Origin of the sequence: Pseudomonas sp. P5_152 (assembly GCF_033989915.1) — a bacterium.
GTDB lineage: Bacteria > Pseudomonadota > Gammaproteobacteria > Pseudomonadales > Pseudomonadaceae > Aquipseudomonas.
Genome location: NZ_JASFAH010000002.1, coordinates 3,120,024 through 3,134,926, shown reverse-complemented (window position 1 = coordinate 3,134,926; position 14,903 = coordinate 3,120,024). Strand labels below are relative to the sequence as shown.

General features: G+C 60.5%; 13 protein-coding genes. 2 read left to right on the top strand and 11 right to left on the bottom strand.

Annotated features, from left to right (window positions below):
• Window positions 1-32: 32 nt before the first annotated feature.
• From QMK50_RS14430 to QMK50_RS14415, 4 genes are all read right to left on the bottom strand, one after another.
• Window positions 33-1,262, bottom strand: a complete 1,230-nt coding sequence (locus tag QMK50_RS14430) for a nucleoside recognition domain-containing protein (protein WP_320333357.1) — start codon at window positions 1,260-1,262, stop codon at window positions 33-35.
• A gap of 125 nt (window positions 1,263-1,387) precedes the next feature.
• The gene (gene gltP, locus QMK50_RS14425) at window positions 1,388-2,719 is read right to left on the bottom strand and encodes a glutamate/aspartate:proton symporter GltP (protein ID WP_095165158.1); all 1,332 of its coding nucleotides are present in this window, start codon (window positions 2,717-2,719) and stop codon (window positions 1,388-1,390) included.
• Between the two features lie 785 nt (window positions 2,720-3,504).
• Window positions 3,505-3,669 carry a DUF1328 domain-containing protein gene (locus QMK50_RS14420; protein ID WP_002555679.1) on the bottom strand — a complete coding sequence of 55 codons (165 nt, stop codon included), beginning with the start codon at window positions 3,667-3,669 and terminating at the stop codon, window positions 3,505-3,507.
• Window positions 3,670-3,741: 72 nt separating this feature from the next.
• Window positions 3,742-4,029: a hypothetical protein gene (locus tag QMK50_RS14415; RefSeq protein WP_320333356.1), complete on the bottom strand. Its 288-nt coding sequence runs from the start codon at window positions 4,027-4,029 to the stop codon at window positions 3,742-3,744.
• Between the two features lie 445 nt (window positions 4,030-4,474).
• Here QMK50_RS14415 and algB point away from each other — a divergent pair, with 445 nt between their 5' ends.
• Together algB and QMK50_RS14405 are read left to right on the top strand one after the other, a co-directional pair.
• Window positions 4,475-5,821 carry a sigma-54-dependent response regulator transcription factor AlgB gene (algB, locus tag QMK50_RS14410; RefSeq protein ID WP_095165156.1) on the top strand — a complete coding sequence of 449 codons (1,347 nt, stop codon included), beginning with the start codon at window positions 4,475-4,477 and terminating at the stop codon, window positions 5,819-5,821.
• 10 nt (window positions 5,822-5,831) lie between these two features.
• On the top strand, window positions 5,832-7,622 hold the full coding sequence (locus QMK50_RS14405) for an ATP-binding protein (protein WP_320333355.1): 1,791 nt from the start codon (window positions 5,832-5,834) through the stop codon (window positions 7,620-7,622).
• Window positions 7,623-7,629: 7 nt separating this feature from the next.
• On the opposite strand, the gene QMK50_RS14400 is transcribed toward QMK50_RS14405, so the two are convergent.
• The 7 genes from QMK50_RS14400 to QMK50_RS14370 all read right to left on the bottom strand — a co-directional run bounded on the left by QMK50_RS14400 (window position 7,630) and on the right by QMK50_RS14370 (window position 14,791).
• Window positions 7,630-9,246: an EAL domain-containing protein gene (locus tag QMK50_RS14400; RefSeq protein WP_320333354.1), complete on the bottom strand. Its 1,617-nt coding sequence runs from the start codon at window positions 9,244-9,246 to the stop codon at window positions 7,630-7,632.
• A gap of 73 nt (window positions 9,247-9,319) precedes the next feature.
• On the bottom strand, window positions 9,320-10,099 hold the full coding sequence (locus tag QMK50_RS14395) for an N-acetylmuramoyl-L-alanine amidase (RefSeq protein ID WP_095165152.1): 780 nt from the start codon (window positions 10,097-10,099) through the stop codon (window positions 9,320-9,322).
• 103 nt (window positions 10,100-10,202) lie between these two features.
• A complete protein-coding gene (locus tag QMK50_RS14390; protein WP_320333353.1) occupies window positions 10,203-12,131 on the bottom strand; it encodes a diguanylate cyclase in 1,929 nt (642 codons plus the stop codon).
• Window positions 12,128-13,006, bottom strand: a complete 879-nt coding sequence (locus QMK50_RS14385) for an endonuclease/exonuclease/phosphatase family protein (RefSeq protein WP_095165150.1) — start codon at window positions 13,004-13,006, stop codon at window positions 12,128-12,130. Before QMK50_RS14385 ends, QMK50_RS14390 begins: the two co-directional genes overlap by 4 nt.
• 12 nt (window positions 13,007-13,018) lie before the next feature.
• The gene (locus QMK50_RS14380) at window positions 13,019-13,648 is read right to left on the bottom strand and encodes a thiol:disulfide interchange protein DsbA/DsbL (RefSeq protein ID WP_095165208.1); all 630 of its coding nucleotides are present in this window, start codon (window positions 13,646-13,648) and stop codon (window positions 13,019-13,021) included.
• Between the two features lie 200 nt (window positions 13,649-13,848).
• On the bottom strand, window positions 13,849-14,454 hold the full coding sequence (locus QMK50_RS14375; protein WP_159992995.1) for a c-type cytochrome: 606 nt from the start codon (window positions 14,452-14,454) through the stop codon (window positions 13,849-13,851).
• Between the two features lie 46 nt (window positions 14,455-14,500).
• On the bottom strand, window positions 14,501-14,791 hold the full coding sequence (locus QMK50_RS14370; RefSeq protein ID WP_095165206.1) for a c-type cytochrome: 291 nt from the start codon (window positions 14,789-14,791) through the stop codon (window positions 14,501-14,503).
• Window positions 14,792-14,903 lie beyond the last annotated feature (112 nt).

Sequence of the window (14,903 nt, the reverse complement as noted above, 5' to 3'; positions counted from 1 at the left end):
CTTGCTCGAGGAAGTCGTCAACGATAATGGGTTCAGCCAAAGAACCAGTAGCAGACCGCGATGGCCGCCAGCACCCCGGCCAGTTCCGCCAACAGCGCACACCCCACGGCGTGCCGAGCACGCTGGATACCCACCGCACCGAAGTACACCGCCAACACATAGAAGGTCGTTTCGGTGCTGCCCTGAACGGTCGCGGCCACCAGCGCCGGGAAGCTGTCGACGCCGGAGGTCTGCATGGTTTCGATCAGCATCGCCCGCGCGGCACTGCCCGAGAACGGCTTGACCATCGCGGTCGGCAGGGCGTCGACGAAGCGCGTGTCCCAGCCCGCCCACTCCACCAGATGGCGAATGCCGTCCAGGCCGAAGTCCAGCGCCCCGGAAGCCCGCAATACGCCTACCGCACACAGCATCGCCACCAGATAGGGCAGCAGGTTCTTGGCCACGTCGAAGCCTTCCTTGGCGCCTTCGACGAATGCTTCATACACCTTGACCTTGCGCAGCGCACCAATCACCAGAAACAGCATGATCAGGCCGAACAGCGTCAGGTTGCCGAGGATCGAGGACAACCCCGCCAGCGCGGTAGCTGAGAGTGTCGCCAGCAGGGCCATGAAGCCACCCAGGACCAACGCACCGGGAATCAGATAGGCAAGCACCACCGGGTCCCACAGGCGCAGGCGCTGCATGAACGCCACCGACAGCAGCCCGACCAGCGTCGAACAGCTGGTGGCCAGCAGGATCGGCAGGAACACCAGGGTCGGGTCCGGCGCGCCTTGCTGGGCGCGATACATGAAGATCGTCACCGGCAGCAACGTCAACGACGAGGCGTTGAGCACCAGGAACAGGATCTGCGCATTGCTCGCCACCGTTGCACTGGGGTTGAGCTCTTGCAGTGCCTTCATCGCCTTGAGGCCGATCGGCGTCGCCGCGTTATCCAGGCCCAGGCCGTTGGCCGCGAAGTTGAGGGTGATCAGGCCGATGGCTGGATGGCCCGCCGGCACTTCCGGCATCAGGCGCAGGAACAGCGGGCCCAGGGCCTTGGCCAACCACTCGACGATCCCGGCCTTTTCGGCGATCCGCAAAAAGCCCAGCCACAGGGTCAGGGTGCCGAACAGCAGTACCATGACCTCGACCGACAGTTTGGCCATGGCGAAAATGCTTTCCACCATCGCCGCGAAGATCCCGGCATTGCCGCCGATCAGCCACTGCGCCAATGCCGAAATGGCCGCCACGATGAAAAAGCCAAGCCACAGGCCGTTGAGCATCAGTCAAATCCCCCAGAAGATGCGGCGAATGATAGCGGGGTGGGCAGAAACGACAAACCCCGGATTTCTCCGGGGTTTGTCTGGGATCTAGGAGCAGCTGGCGCCAGCTCCTACAAGAGTCGCATTTAGTGGTTGGTCGTCTCACCAGCCGGCAGCTTGTCCTTGCTGCGCCAGTGCGGCAGGGAGTTCCAGTAACGCTGGCCCTTGGCATCGTCGTACATGCCTTCCCAACGAGAGATGACCAGTACGGCCAGGGCATTGCCGATCACGTTCAGAGCGGTACGCGCCATGTCCATGATGCGGTCGACACCGGCGATGAACGCCAGGCCTTCCAGCGGAATACCAACGCTGCCCAGGGTGGCCAGCAGGACCACGAAGGACACGCCCGGCACGCCGGCGATACCTTTGGAGGTGACCATCAGGGTCAGGACCAGCAGCAACTGCTGACTGATCGACAGGTCGATACCGTACAACTGGGCAATGAAGATTGCCGCGATGCTCTGGTACAGGGTCGAACCGTCGAGGTTGAACGAGTAGCCAGTCGGTACCACAAAGCTGCAAACGGCTTTCGGCGCGCCGTAGGCTTCCATCTTCTCGATCACGCGCGGCAGCACGGTTTCCGAGCTCGCGGTGGAGTAGGCCAACACCAGCTCATCCTTGAAGATGCGCATCAGCTTGATCACCGAGAAGCCGAACAGGCGAGCGATGATGCCCAGCACCACGAAGGCGAAGAAGGCGATGGCGAAGTAAACCAGGATCACCAGTTTGGCCAGCGGCAGCAGGGAGGCGAAGCCGAAGTTGGCCACGGTCACCGCGATCAGGGCAAACACACCGATCGGCGCGTAGTTCATGATCATGTGAGTGACCTTGAACATGCTTTCCGATACGCCCTGGAACATCTTCACCAGCGGTTCGCGCAGGTCCGACTGCAGGCTCGACAAGCCGAGACCGAACAGCACCGAGAAGAAGATGATCGGCAGCATCTCACCACGCGCCATGGCGGCAAAGATGTTCGATGGAATCAGGTTGAGGATGGTTTCGATGAACGCATGTTCATGCTGAACCTCGGCCGCCGTCGCCTGGTACTTGGAAATATCCACAGTACCCAGGGTGCTCATGTCGATGCCGGAGCCCGGATGGAACAGGTTGGCCAGCACCAGGCCCACGAGAATGGCGATGGTGGTGACGATTTCGAAGTAGATGATGGTCTTCAGGCCAATGCGCCCGAGTTTCTTCGCATCACCCACGCCAGCAATGCCGACGATCAGCGAGGAGATCACGATCGGGATCACGATCATCTTGATCAGACGGATAAAGATATCGCCCGCTGGTTGCAGGACGTTACTGATCCACCAGGCTTTTTCAGCACTGAAGTGGTTGAGCAGTGCGCCGATTGCTATACCCAGGACCAGACCGATGAGGATCTGCCAGGCGAGGCTAAGCTTTGCCTTCTTCATATCATTACCCTTACTTGCGTTTGACTCGAGCAGATGCACGAACTGGAACACCCAATGGCGTAAAAGTTTGCGCACCTGCCCCCGTATAAGGTCACCCGGAGCGCGTATTTCGGCTCTCTGGCAGGCGAAAAAAGGCGCAACTATTCCGATGCAACGGGACCACGTCTAATGCCGTAAACGCCTACCCTATGCCGAATCGGCATGAGTTTTTTTTAGTAAAACGACCGTCCCAACCGGTTCGAATACGACATTTCGGCAGGCATAAGTGCCGTGAACCGGCCATTGCAGAGCAGGGTGGTTATTAATTGACCAGTCAATTACGTACAAAAATCAGCGATTTTCCCTACGCAACGCGTCGAAAAATGGTCAGAAAATAATCGCAAATTTCTCGATATACGGTCGCCAGGAAACACTGGGAAATGGTTTGGCAGAAAGGATTGTTGTCTGTGACCCGAGCAGAATAGCTCAAGCGCTCTAACTCAGTGTTTTGCCCACGTAAGCGCGCCGCCCGTTCCCCCAGTCGAGATTGACCGGCGAACGGGCGACGCTGCTTTGCCTGACCCGGCCCTTACGCAGGCACTCCCTGTACCCGTAGGTCACTCCGATCCTGCAACAATCAGAACGTCCCGGCCCCCTGGTCATACGCGCACCTTCCTCGGGTGGGCGTAAAGGAAAGAGACGCTATCCGGCTCTTTCGGTTTTCAATTCCTGTGCTCATCCAACGAGCCCTGGCTTTGCCACCCGGCAACGGGGTGGCGCCAGTGCCTTCACGCAACCGCTCAGTGTCAGCCTCGACCGCGACGGCCGAAGAAGAAGGAAACAACAAACATCACCAGGAACACGACAAAGAGAATCTTGGCGATACCCGTGGCGGTGCCCGCGATACCACCGAAGCCCAGTACGGCAGCGACAATGGCAATGATCAAGAATGTGATTGCCCAGCTCAACATGATGACTCTCCTTACGCTTCGATTAGAGGTGCTGCGATTCCCGATGCATGGAGCCGGCACCAGGTCTGTTGCCTAGAACACCCAACGCTCCTGACGGGGCATGTCGAACTCAGGCTGGGCCTGGTCGACGTCCATCATGCGCAGGGGGGCCGCATCAGCCGTCTGGCTGCTGACGGCGCTGAAATGGGTCTGGGTGAAGTGTTGAGTCGGCGTAATCGCAGCATCGGGCTGCTGGCTGTGCTGCCAGAGCATGAATTGCTGGCCGCCGATCAAGGTGATCACCAGCGCAAGGACGGTGAACAGCCCTTGCTGGACATACAGTGGCGAAAGACGCAATTGGGCGGCACGTTGGCGATTCATCCTGAAACTCCTCCCACACTGGTGGTTATTATTGGTTTAGGGCGGACCTGCTTGAACGCCCTGGGCTATTCAGTACATTGCAGCCTGCATGCCATCTTTCCTGCCAGAAATAAACTCAATAAAATCAAACACTTAGTCTTAACTAAAAATCCAAGCTGAACGCATCCTGCACGATGCACCGAGCACGGGTCGTGCGTTCTGCACGATTGATTTGCAGCCGAGGGAAAATTTTTGGAATGTATGAGGTGCCGCAGATGTCAGAAAAGGAGACAGGTGCGCTGCAGGACTCCGATTTTTCGCTAAAAATCTAGCTATTTCATATAGTTAGCGAAGTTAAGAGGGAATAACTCCCCGGCTTTGAGCAGAAGCGACCAGAATCAACCATGCAACTTGCCCGATTTCGTCGGGACTAACTAAGATCATTCATTTAAGGAGCGTAGGAAAAATGGAATCCGCCAACGAGCATCAAGGCCGCATTCTGCTGGTGGACGATGAGTCCGCCATCCTGCGCACCTTCCGCTACTGCCTTGAAGACGAAGGCTACAGCGTCGCCACCGCCAACAGCGCTGCCCAGGCCGATGTCCTGCTGCAACGCCAAGTCTTCGACCTGTGTTTCCTCGACTTGCGCCTGGGCGAGGACAACGGCCTCGACGTGCTGGCGCAAATGCGCATCCAGGCACCCTGGATGCGCGTGGTCATCGTCACCGCTCACTCGGCCGTGGACACCGCCGTCGACGCCATTCAAGCCGGCGCCGCCGACTACCTGGTAAAACCGTGCAGCCCAGACCAACTGCGCCTGGCCACCGCCAAGCAGCTTGAAGTGCGGCAGCTCTCGGCCCGCCTTGAAGCCCTTGAAGGTGAAATGCGCAAACCCAGCGACGGTTTGGATTCCCACAGCCCGGCCATGAAGGTGGTGCTCGAAACCGCCCGCCAGGTCGCTAGCACCGACGCCAATATCCTGATACTCGGCGAGTCCGGCACCGGTAAAGGCGAGTTGGCGCGAGCCATTCATGGCTGGAGCAAGCGCGCGAAAAAATCCTGCGTGACCATCAACTGCCCGTCACTGACCGCCGAGCTGATGGAAAGCGAGCTGTTCGGCCATAGTCGGGGGGCGTTCACCGGCGCCAGCGAAAGCACCCTCGGCCGGGTTAACCAGGCAGACGGCGGCACCCTGTTCCTCGACGAGATCGGCGACTTCCCCCTGACTTTGCAGCCCAAACTGCTGCGTTTTATTCAGGACAAGGAATATGAGCGGGTCGGCGACCCGGTTACCCGGCGCGCTGATGTACGAATCCTCGCGGCCACCAACCTCAACCTGGAAGACATGGTCCGCGACGGGCGCTTCCGTGAGGACCTGCTCTACCGCCTGAACGTCATCACCCTGCACCTGCCACCGCTACGTGAGCGCGCCGAGGACATCCTGACCCTGGCCGATCGCTTCCTGGCCCGCTTCGTCAAGGAGTACGCGCGCCCGGCCCGCGGCTTCAGTGACGAGGCACGCGAAGCGCTGCTGGGCTACCGCTGGCCCGGCAACATCCGCGAACTGCGAAACGTCGTGGAGCGGGCGAGCATCATCTGTCCGCAGGAGCGGGTCGAGATCAGTCATTTGGGGATGGCCGAACAGCCCACCAACAACGCCCCGCGCATCGGCGCCGCCTTGAGCCTCGATGAGCTGGAAAAAGCCCACATCGGCGCCGTACTTGCCAGCGCCGGCACCCTCGATCAAGCAGCCAAGACCCTGGGTATCGACGCCTCGACCCTGTACCGCAAACGCAAACAGTACAACCTGTGAGCGCCCCCCTATGAAACTGGCGATGAAGTTGCGCACCCGTCTGTTTCTGAGTATCTCGGCATTGATGACCGTGGCGCTGCTCGGGCTGGTGCTCGGGCTGGTCAGCGTGATGCAGATGGCGAGTAATCAGGAGGTGCTGATCCGCGACAACTTCATCACCCTGGACCTGGGCCTCAAGCTGCGCCAGACCTTGGGCGATCAACTGATGATCATGCTCAACCAGACCCCCGACCTGGCGGCGCTGGAAAACTCCGAGCGGCACTATTTCGAGTTGCTGGATCAAGGCATCACCCATGAAAACCGCCTGGACAACGGCCACCAAGGCTTCCAGCAAGCCCGGGATGATTATCTGTCCTTCCTCAAGGCCTTCAGCGAGTCCCAGAATCTTTCCGGCAGCCTGAGCGGCAATCAGGAACTGACCGACAAATTCAACGTCTTGCGCAATGGCCTGATCGGCGAACACAAACAAGCGCTGGAGAATATCAACAGCACCCAACGCAAAGACCGCGAACGTGCGTTGCTGGTGGCCGGCTCGCTGGGCCTCGTCGGGTTGGCGGTACTGATCATCGGCTTTATCACCGCCCATGGCATCGCCCGCCGCTTCGGCGCGCCGATCGAAGCGCTGGCCAAGGCCGCCGACAATATCGGCCAGGGTAATTTCGACGTCACCCTGCCACTGTCTCCTGCGGCGGAAATGAACCTGCTGACTCGCCGCTTCGGGATCATGGCCGAAGCCTTGCGCGAACATCAGGCCACCAACGTCGATGAACTGCTGGCCGGCCAGCAGCGCCTGCAGGCGGTACTCGACAGCATCGATGACGGCTTGCTGATGATCGACCGCCAAGGCCAGCTGGAACACATGAACCCGGTAGCACAACGCCAACTGGGCTGGGATGACGACCGCCTTGGCCTGGCCCTGGGTGTCGCGCTGCAACGCCCGGAACTCGACGAACAACTGCAGTTGGTATTGCGCGGCGGTTCACTGGAGCGCGCGCCGGATGACCTGAGCATCGAGGTCGACGGTGAATCGCGCCTGCTGACCTACAGCCTGACCCCGGTCAGCCATACCGAAGGCCATATCCTCGGGGCAGTGATGGTGCTGCACGACGTCACTGAACAGCGGGCCTTCGAACGGGTGCGCAGCGAATTCGTACTGCGCGCCTCCCATGAACTGCGTACACCGGTCACCGGCATGCACATGGCCTTCGGCCTGTTTCGCGAACGCGCGCATTTTGCCGAAGACTCCCGGGAAACCGACCTGCTCGACACCGTCAACGAAGAAATGCAGCGCCTGATGCAGTTGATCAACGACCTGCTGAACTTCTCGCGGTATCAGAACGGCCTGCAAAAACTCACTCTGGCCCCCTGCAACATTGATGACTTGCTGGAGCAGGCCCAGGGCCGCTTCCTTGAACGAGCCCACGAGCAAGGCATCGAATTGCTGGTGGAAATCCAGACACCGCTGCCGCGCTTGCAAGCCGATCAGCTGCAACTGGAGCGGGTGTTGGACAACCTGATCGACAACGCCCTGCGCCATACCAGCGAAAAAGGCCAGATTCGCCTGCAGGCCCGGCGCCATGGCGAACGGGTGATTGTCAGCGTCGAAGACAATGGCGAAGGCATCGCCTATGGCCAGCAAGGCCGGATCTTCGAACCTTTTGTACAGGTCGGTCGCAAGAAAGGCGGCGCGGGGCTGGGCCTGGCGCTGTGCAAGGAAATCGTCCAGTTGCACGGCGGCCGCATGGGCGTCTACTCAAGACCGGGGCAGGGCACACAGTTTTATCTGGCGTTGCCGCTATAGCGTGCGTTCACGCCTCGTCATCAATCCGCCGTGGCACCATGCGACGGCCGCGTGTCACCAGTTCGATCAACTGCATGGCGGTCAGGGCGTGGGCGAACAGCCAGCCCTGGCCGTAGTTGACGCCTTCGCTGCTCAGGTACATGGCCTGGGCTTCGTGCTCGATGCCTTCGGCGATCACCTTGAGCTCCAGGGCATGGGCCATGCGGATGATATGGGGCGCGACGCCACTACTGGCCGCGTCATGACCTAGGGCATCGATGAAGGCCTTGTCGATTTTCAGGCAATCCACGGGTAGGGTTTGCAGATACGCCAGGCTGCAATAACCGGTGCCAAAGTCGTCGATCAACACTTGATGCCCGGCGTCGCGCAGGGCTTGCAGGTTTTCCCGGGCGACCACCACATCGATCAAGCCGCGTTCAGTGACCTCAAACGCGATCTGCCGGGCCGCCACCCGGTGCAAGGCCAGCAAGCGCGACATAACTTCGCCGATTCTCGGCACCATCACATCGCACGCCGCCAGGTTGACGGAGATGTACAGCTGCGGGTTGGCGCGCAGCAGTTGACCCAGTTGTTCCAACAGGCGCTGCAGGACGAAATCGGTGATTTGCCGGATCTGCCCGCTGTCTTCGGCCATGGGGATGAAGAGGTCGGGGCTGGTGAGGGTGCCGTCCGGTCGACGCCAGCGCAACAAGGCCTCGGCGCCCACGCAGTTGCGGCTACGCAAGTCGAAGATCGGCTGATAGAGCACTTGCAACTCGCCGCGCTTGAGGGCGCCCTGCAGCTCGCCGCCCATGGACTGGCGCTGGCGGGCCAACAGAAACACCAGCGCACCAATGCTCAAGCCCAGCATCAGGCTCGCCGGCACCAGCCACCACCACAAGGTCGGCAGGTGCATGGCGGTACGTGGAGAAATCAGCACCAGCTGATATTCCGGGTTGTTGGTCGGCATGCGGTAGATCAGGCGGTTCTGGGTGATCTGCAACGGCTCATTGCTGAACGGCGACCAGGGCTCCGACGGTGGCCAGGCTTGCGGAGCCCCCAGGACCGGGATTGCCCGGGTGCCATGGTCGAGCACTACCAGCAGGCTGCTGCCGGGTGACAGGTCGACCATATCGGTCAAATGCCCGCGAGAGGTCGCCACCCGGAAACTGCCACGCCCCAGCATCAACGCCGCGCGGTTTTCATCGGGTTCGGTGGAGGTGTTGAGCCAATAACTGTAGGTCGGCCCCTTGATGTCAGGGGGGCGGATGGCCGAGAGGGCATCCTGGTGTGGACGGTTGGAGCAGAATTGGGTTTGGTCGATGTAGGCCGCTTCATAGACGAAGCGGTAGCTGAAACTGACCTGCTGCAGGGTGGTGAACATTTTCATGTCGCAGCCGCGCAATGGCTGGGCCTCGAGGTCGTCCAGGCCTTCGCGCAACTGCCCGAACAACTGCTCGAGACGTTCGAGAAAACGTTCGCCCTGGCTGTTCATCTGTTCGCTTTCGCGCAGTTGCACCTGACGCAAAGCCACGCCCAGGCTGCCGGCCAGCAGTAAAGCAACACTCAACGCAGCCGCCAGTATCGCCAAAGACCAAGGGCGATAAAACCAACTGCGCAGGGTCTCTCGTGCGGCGGCCATCATTGAACATCCAAAGGATTACCAATGAGTTATAGCTACTGATTGAGATTTAGCGTTGACCGTCGGGCGGGCGTCATTATTTTGTCTGATTTAACACCTGCAGGATCGCCGCACTCTGCGCATCGGGCGTACCGTCGAACAGCGTCGGGCGAAAGCGCATCTGGAAGGCCGCCAGGACGTGCCGGGTGGCGACATCCAGCTCGCCGGTCTGCGGCGTGGTGTAGCCCAGGTGCGACAACTGTTCCTGGAACCAACCGATACTTGGCAACTGGGCGGCAAACTGCGCTTGCTGGCGCGCCACCGCCTGTTCATTGGGCCACAGCGCAACCCCGGCCTCGGCCAGGCGCTTCCATGGGAACAGCGGACCCGGATCGAGCTTGCGCAGTGGCGCAATGTCACTATGACCGATCACCTGCCGCGGGCTGATGCCATTGCGCTTGTTGATGTCCTTGAGCAGGAAGATCAGCGATTGCACCTGGGCTTCGCTGTAGGGATACCAGACGCGCCCAGTCGGCGTATCGGTGAACCCCGGGTTGACGATCTCGATGCCGATCGAGCTGGAGTTCAGCCAGGTGCGCCCTTGCCATTCGCTTTCCCCGGCATGCCAGGCGCGCCGATTCTCATCCACCAGCTTGTAGATGGTTGCGTTCTTGTCATCGCCCACCAGGTAATGGCTGCTGACTTCGCCACGGGTCAACAACGCCAACGAGCGCTCCAGCGAAGCGGAGGTGTAATGCACCACCACGAACTGGATCCGGTTGTCTTGATTGACCGAGGGATGGCTGGTATCGATACGCGGACCGCTGGCGCAACCGGCCAGGACTAGGAGGGATACAAGCAGGGCGATGAATTTCATGAGGAGGGCAGTACTCTGCGGACAATAATGCAACAAGCGTAACGTACCGCCCGATTCCAGACCGGCAAAAGCCCGTCATTTAAACAAAATGGGACAAATGCCCTCAGCCTGCCTCGACACGGTTGCGCCCGGCATTTTTGGCCCGGTACAGCGCCTGATCGGCTCTTTTGAGTACCAGATCGCTGTGTTCTCCCGCCTTGAACGCCGACACGCCGATGGACGCCGTGATGGTCACTGGCTCACCCTTGAAATGAAACGGGCAGGCTTCAATTGCGGCGCGCAAACTTTCCAGCAACTTGACCCCCGCTACCAGCGCGGTTGCAGGCATCAGCAGGACAAACTCTTCACCGCCAAAGCGGGCGATGAAATCCGTGCCGCGCAGGCGTTTGCGCAACACCGTGGCGATGATTTTCAGCACCTTGTCGCCGGCCAGGTGGCCGTAGTTATCGTTGATGTGCTTGAAATGGTCGAGATCGAGCATCGCCAGCAACAAGGTATTGCCGTGTTGCTGCCATTGGCCGACTTCATGCTCCAGGCGCTCGCTCCAGGCCGCGCGATTGGGCAAGCCGGTCAATGGGTCGACCAGGGCTTTCTGGCGCTGTTCTTCAAGGTGCTCGCGATATCCCTGGGCTTCCTGCTCCATGCTGGCCACCCGCGCGGCCAGGCCCTGCAGGCGCGCCGCGACTTCCTGCTCGCGCTCGTCACGTTGCTTCTGGTGCTGATCCATGGTGCTCAGCAAACCTTCAAGGTGGTTCTCGAGCACGTGCTTGAGCCCCTCGAGGTCAGCGGCCTCCTGCATGCTGCTCTGCAAGCCATCGACCTGCTCACGGATCTGCGTATCCAGTTCCCGCGCCGCCGAGCGGTTGTCGGCGTGGCCTGCGCTGGCCGCCTGCAAGTTGCTCTGAAACGACTCCAGGCGCTCGTTGAGCTGCTTGAGGTAGACCTCGAACTCATGCTGGCCACTGTCGGTGATCGCCAGCATCAACACCGCCAGATCATCGAGGATCGGCAGCAGTTCGTACCAGTTCAACCCGTTTTTCAGGCGCTCGCGCATGGCTTCGGCTTGCGGTCGATGGCGTTCGGGCAAGGACAGATCATCCAACAGCCCCAACAGCGTGCTTTCGATGTGCTTGGCCACCGAGCTATAGGATGGTTCTGGCGAATCCGGCAGCGCGTAGAACAGCTCCGGCTCGCCCGGCTGCGGTTCCTGCTCGGCAAGGACGTCTGTCAGGGCAGGGGCTGTAGGCAATTCGTCCGCTGGCGCCGGGGGCGCTTCGTCGTCCGGTTGCGCGTCAGCAGTTGCGCATTCGGCAACCGGCTCCGGCAGCGGGGCGAGGACAGGTTCCTGCAGCGACTCCACGTCAGTCTCGACCTCAAGCTGGACCTGAGGCGCCACTGTTGCTGGGGCGACTACCGCCGAAGCGGCTGATGACGGCGTCTCTATCAACAGCTCAGGGGCTGCTGGCGCAGCGTGTGTCGCAACGGCCGGCAGCAAATCCAGCTCCTGATCGCGAGCACCGAACAGACGTTGCAACAACCCCGGGCGATTGAGCTCCGCGGGATTGTCGAGAAGGTTCAGCGCCTGGCCTTGCAAGCCGCTGTACTCACCCAACAGCAGCGGTATCTCGCGGGCATGGCCGACGCGCCCATCCAGTTGCTTGGCAAAGGTCTTGAGCGGCCGGCTGACCTCACGGGGCAGGGGCAAGCGCTGCAGTTGCCGGACCAGCTCGGACAACGCCGTGCCGATTTGATCGACCCGGGTCTCGCGCCGCTGCTCGGAGTCGAGTACGGCTTTTTCCAGGCGCGGCAGCAGGGCGGCCAGGCCTGCATCCATGTCGTCGGTGCGGATGACTTCGCGCATTTCCTTCATGCACTGGTCAACAGCGCGGTCTGTGCCTTCTGCCGCCAGCGTGCTGCGCACCAGGCCACGACGCAGCAAGTCGAGGCGGGCATCCCAACGACGTTCGAGTTTTTCCTGTTGTTCGATGCTTTTGAGGTACTTCTCTTTCCAGCGGTTGGCTTCGTCGCTCATTCAGGGGTTCCGCGAGGGGCAGGACTCAACGCGGGCAATGCATCAGCCGTGAGCGAACCCGGCAGACGAATCTCTACCGCGACCGGCAGGTGATCGGAAATCGGTTGCGCCAGCACTTCGACCCGTTCGAGGGTCAGCGACGGGCTGAGTAGAATGTGGTCCAGGCAGCGTTGCGGACGCCAACTGGGGAAGGTCGCCTCGACTTGGGGCGCGAGCAGGCCCAGGTCACGCAGGGGCGAGCTTTGCAGCAGGTCACTGGCGTGGGTATTCATGTCGCCCATGAGCACCTGGTGCTTATAGTCGCCGATCAGGTCGCGAATGTACGCCAGTTGCAGGGTCCTGACCCGGGCGCCCAGTGCCAGGTGCATCATCACCACCACCAGCGCCTCTGGCCCTTCGCCAAACCGCACCAGAATCGCACCGCGCCCCTTGGGCCCGGGCAATGGGTGATCTTCGATCACCCACGGACGTAGACGGCTAAGCACGCCATTGCTGTGCTGGCCGAGCCGACCGAGGTTGCGGTTGAGCTGTTGGTACCAGTAGGGGAAGGCGCCGAGCTGGGCCAGGTGTTCGACCTGGTTGACGTAGCCTGAACGCAGGCTGCCGCCATCGGCTTCCTGCAACGCGACCAGGTCATAGTCGCCCAGCAGGTTGCCAATCTTCTGCAGATTGTCGGCACGCCCGGTGTGTGGCAGCAGATGCTGCCAGCCCCGGGTCAGGTAATGCCGATAACGCTCGGTACTGATACCGACCTGGATGTTGAAGCTGAGTAGGCGCAGGCGGCTGTCTGCGGGCAAGCCCGAGGGCTCCAGGTGGTGCTCGTTGACCCGCGGATCATGCCGGCCAACGATGCGTTCAGTACTCCAGCGGCGCATGGCGTGCGCCGCTTACTTAGCGGCGCGCTCCTTGGCGATCAACTGATCAGCCACGCTCAGGGCGCCTTCCGGGCCACCGGCGGTGCCGAGGTCAAAGCGGTACTTGCCATTGACGACCATGGTCGGTACGCCGGAGATCTGGTAGGCCTGGGCCTTTTTCTTGGCGTCCTCGACCTTGCCTTTGACGGCGAACGAATTGAAGGTGCTGAGGAACTTGTCCTTGTCGACGCCTTCGCCGACCAGGAACTCGGCCATTTCTTCCGGGGTCGCGAGTTTCTTGCCGCTGTGGATCGCTTCGAACACGGCCTTGTGGACCTTGTGCTCCACACCCATGGCTTCCAGGGTGATGAACATTTGGCCGTGGACGTTCCAGATACCGCCGAACATGGCCGGAATACGCACGAAGTTCACGTCGGCAGGCAGTTTCTCGGCCCATGGGTTGATGGTCGGCTCGAATGCATAGCAATGCGGGCAGCCATACCAGAACAGTTCCACGACTTCGATCTTGCCAGGCACCGCCACCGGAACGGCGTTGCTCAGTTCGACATATTGTTTACCGGCTTCAAGCGGTTCAGCAGCCTGGGCGGTCATGCCGAACAGGCTGGCGGTGACGAGTGCGGCGCTGAGAATCAGATTACGCATGCTTTGCTCCTGGACACATTGGCTCGCCTCGCGCGACCTGCGGTCTGGCAGGTCATGGCGGGCATCAGTTTTCTAGTGTAACGGCAGCGGCCACAAAAAAGGGCGGCCTAGGCCACCCTTTTTATGCTTGCATCGAAGGATTAATCGAGCGTTAACGTCGCGCGGGGACGATACCTCGCGCAGCGTCCGCTCAACCGGCCTTAGTGCAGGCCCTGGATGTAATTGGACACGGCTTCGATGTCCTTGTTGCTCAGCTTCGCTGCAACACTTTGCATGATTTTCGCGTCACCGTCGTTGGTACGGTTACCTTCACGGAAATCGGTCAGTTGCTTGGCGGTGTATTGCGCATGCTGACCACCCAGGTGCGGGAAGGCCGCTGCTGCGTTGCCAGCGCCGTTAGGCGAGTGGCAACCGGTGCAGGAAGGCATGCCCTGGTCCAGCTTGCCGCCGCGGAACAACTCTTCACCGCGAGCCACGACTTTCGGATCCGCTGCGCCGACGCTGCCTTTCTGGCTGGCGAAGTAGGCAGAAATATCTGCCAGGTCCTGATCACTCAGGTTGGTCAGCAGGCCGGTCATTTCCAGAACGGTGCGCTTGCCCGACTTGATGTCGTGCAGTTGCTTGTTCAGGTAACGCTCACCCTGACCCGCCAGTTTTGGAAAATTTGGCGCCATGCTGTTGCCATCCGGGCCATGGCAAGCGCCACATACTGCGGCTTTCGCCTGACCAGCAGTCGCATCACCTGCAGCATGGGCAATGCCGGAGATCCCCACGGTCAACAGCAGACTCACGATCAATTTGTTCATCAGCTAATCCAACTACGGCTAAGGGTTAAAGAGTTATGGACCGGGATCACTCGCTCATCCACTGGATGATGGCCTGGTAATCCTCGGCACTGCAGTCCATGCACAAACCACGCGGCGGCATCGCCTTGAAACCCTGGGTCACGTGTTGCACCAGCGTCTCCATACCTTGCGCCAGTCTTGGCGTCCATGCCTGCTGGTCGCCCTTTCGAGGCGCCATTGGCAGTTGGCCGGAATGACAGGCTCCACAAACACGGTTGTACACAGCTTCCGGATCCTGTGTAGCCTGCGCGCCATATAGCGGCATCAAGACACCGGCAGCTAGCAGCCATTTCGTCATAAACGACCTTTTCAGGGTTGAGAGCGTGCTGCGTTCTAATGCGCAATCAAGGTCAATCGCTCTCGTGAACTTCATCCTACGCTGGGACAAAGCGCACACAAAATCTGCGGCA

Excerpts from the sequence above, each read along its gene's own strand:
- QMK50_RS14385 (WP_095165150.1), bottom strand. The coding sequence starts at position 13,006 with ATGCGCCGCTGGAGTACTGAACGCATCGTTGGCCGGCATGATCCGCGG.
- QMK50_RS14430 (WP_320333357.1), bottom strand. The coding sequence starts at position 1,262 with ATGCTCAACGGCCTGTGGCTTGGCTTTTTCATCGTGGCGGCCATTTCG.
- QMK50_RS14395 (WP_095165152.1), bottom strand. The coding sequence starts at position 10,099 with ATGAAATTCATCGCCCTGCTTGTATCCCTCCTAGTCCTGGCCGGTTGC.
- gltP (WP_095165158.1), bottom strand. The coding sequence starts at position 2,719 with ATGAAGAAGGCAAAGCTTAGCCTCGCCTGGCAGATCCTCATCGGTCTG.
- QMK50_RS14405 (WP_320333355.1), top strand. The coding sequence starts at position 5,832 with ATGAAACTGGCGATGAAGTTGCGCACCCGTCTGTTTCTGAGTATCTCG.
- QMK50_RS14415 (WP_320333356.1), bottom strand. The coding sequence starts at position 4,029 with ATGAATCGCCAACGTGCCGCCCAATTGCGTCTTTCGCCACTGTATGTC.
- QMK50_RS14390 (WP_320333353.1), bottom strand. The coding sequence starts at position 12,131 with ATGAGCGACGAAGCCAACCGCTGGAAAGAGAAGTACCTCAAAAGCATC.
- QMK50_RS14400 (WP_320333354.1), bottom strand. The coding sequence starts at position 9,246 with ATGATGGCCGCCGCACGAGAGACCCTGCGCAGTTGGTTTTATCGCCCT.
- QMK50_RS14375 (WP_159992995.1), bottom strand. The coding sequence starts at position 14,454 with ATGAACAAATTGATCGTGAGTCTGCTGTTGACCGTGGGGATCTCCGGC.
- algB (WP_095165156.1), top strand. The coding sequence starts at position 4,475 with ATGGAATCCGCCAACGAGCATCAAGGCCGCATTCTGCTGGTGGACGAT.
- QMK50_RS14380 (WP_095165208.1), bottom strand. The coding sequence starts at position 13,648 with ATGCGTAATCTGATTCTCAGCGCCGCACTCGTCACCGCCAGCCTGTTC.
- QMK50_RS14420 (WP_002555679.1), bottom strand. The coding sequence starts at position 3,669 with ATGTTGAGCTGGGCAATCACATTCTTGATCATTGCCATTGTCGCTGCC.
- QMK50_RS14370 (WP_095165206.1), bottom strand. The coding sequence starts at position 14,791 with ATGACGAAATGGCTGCTAGCTGCCGGTGTCTTGATGCCGCTATATGGC.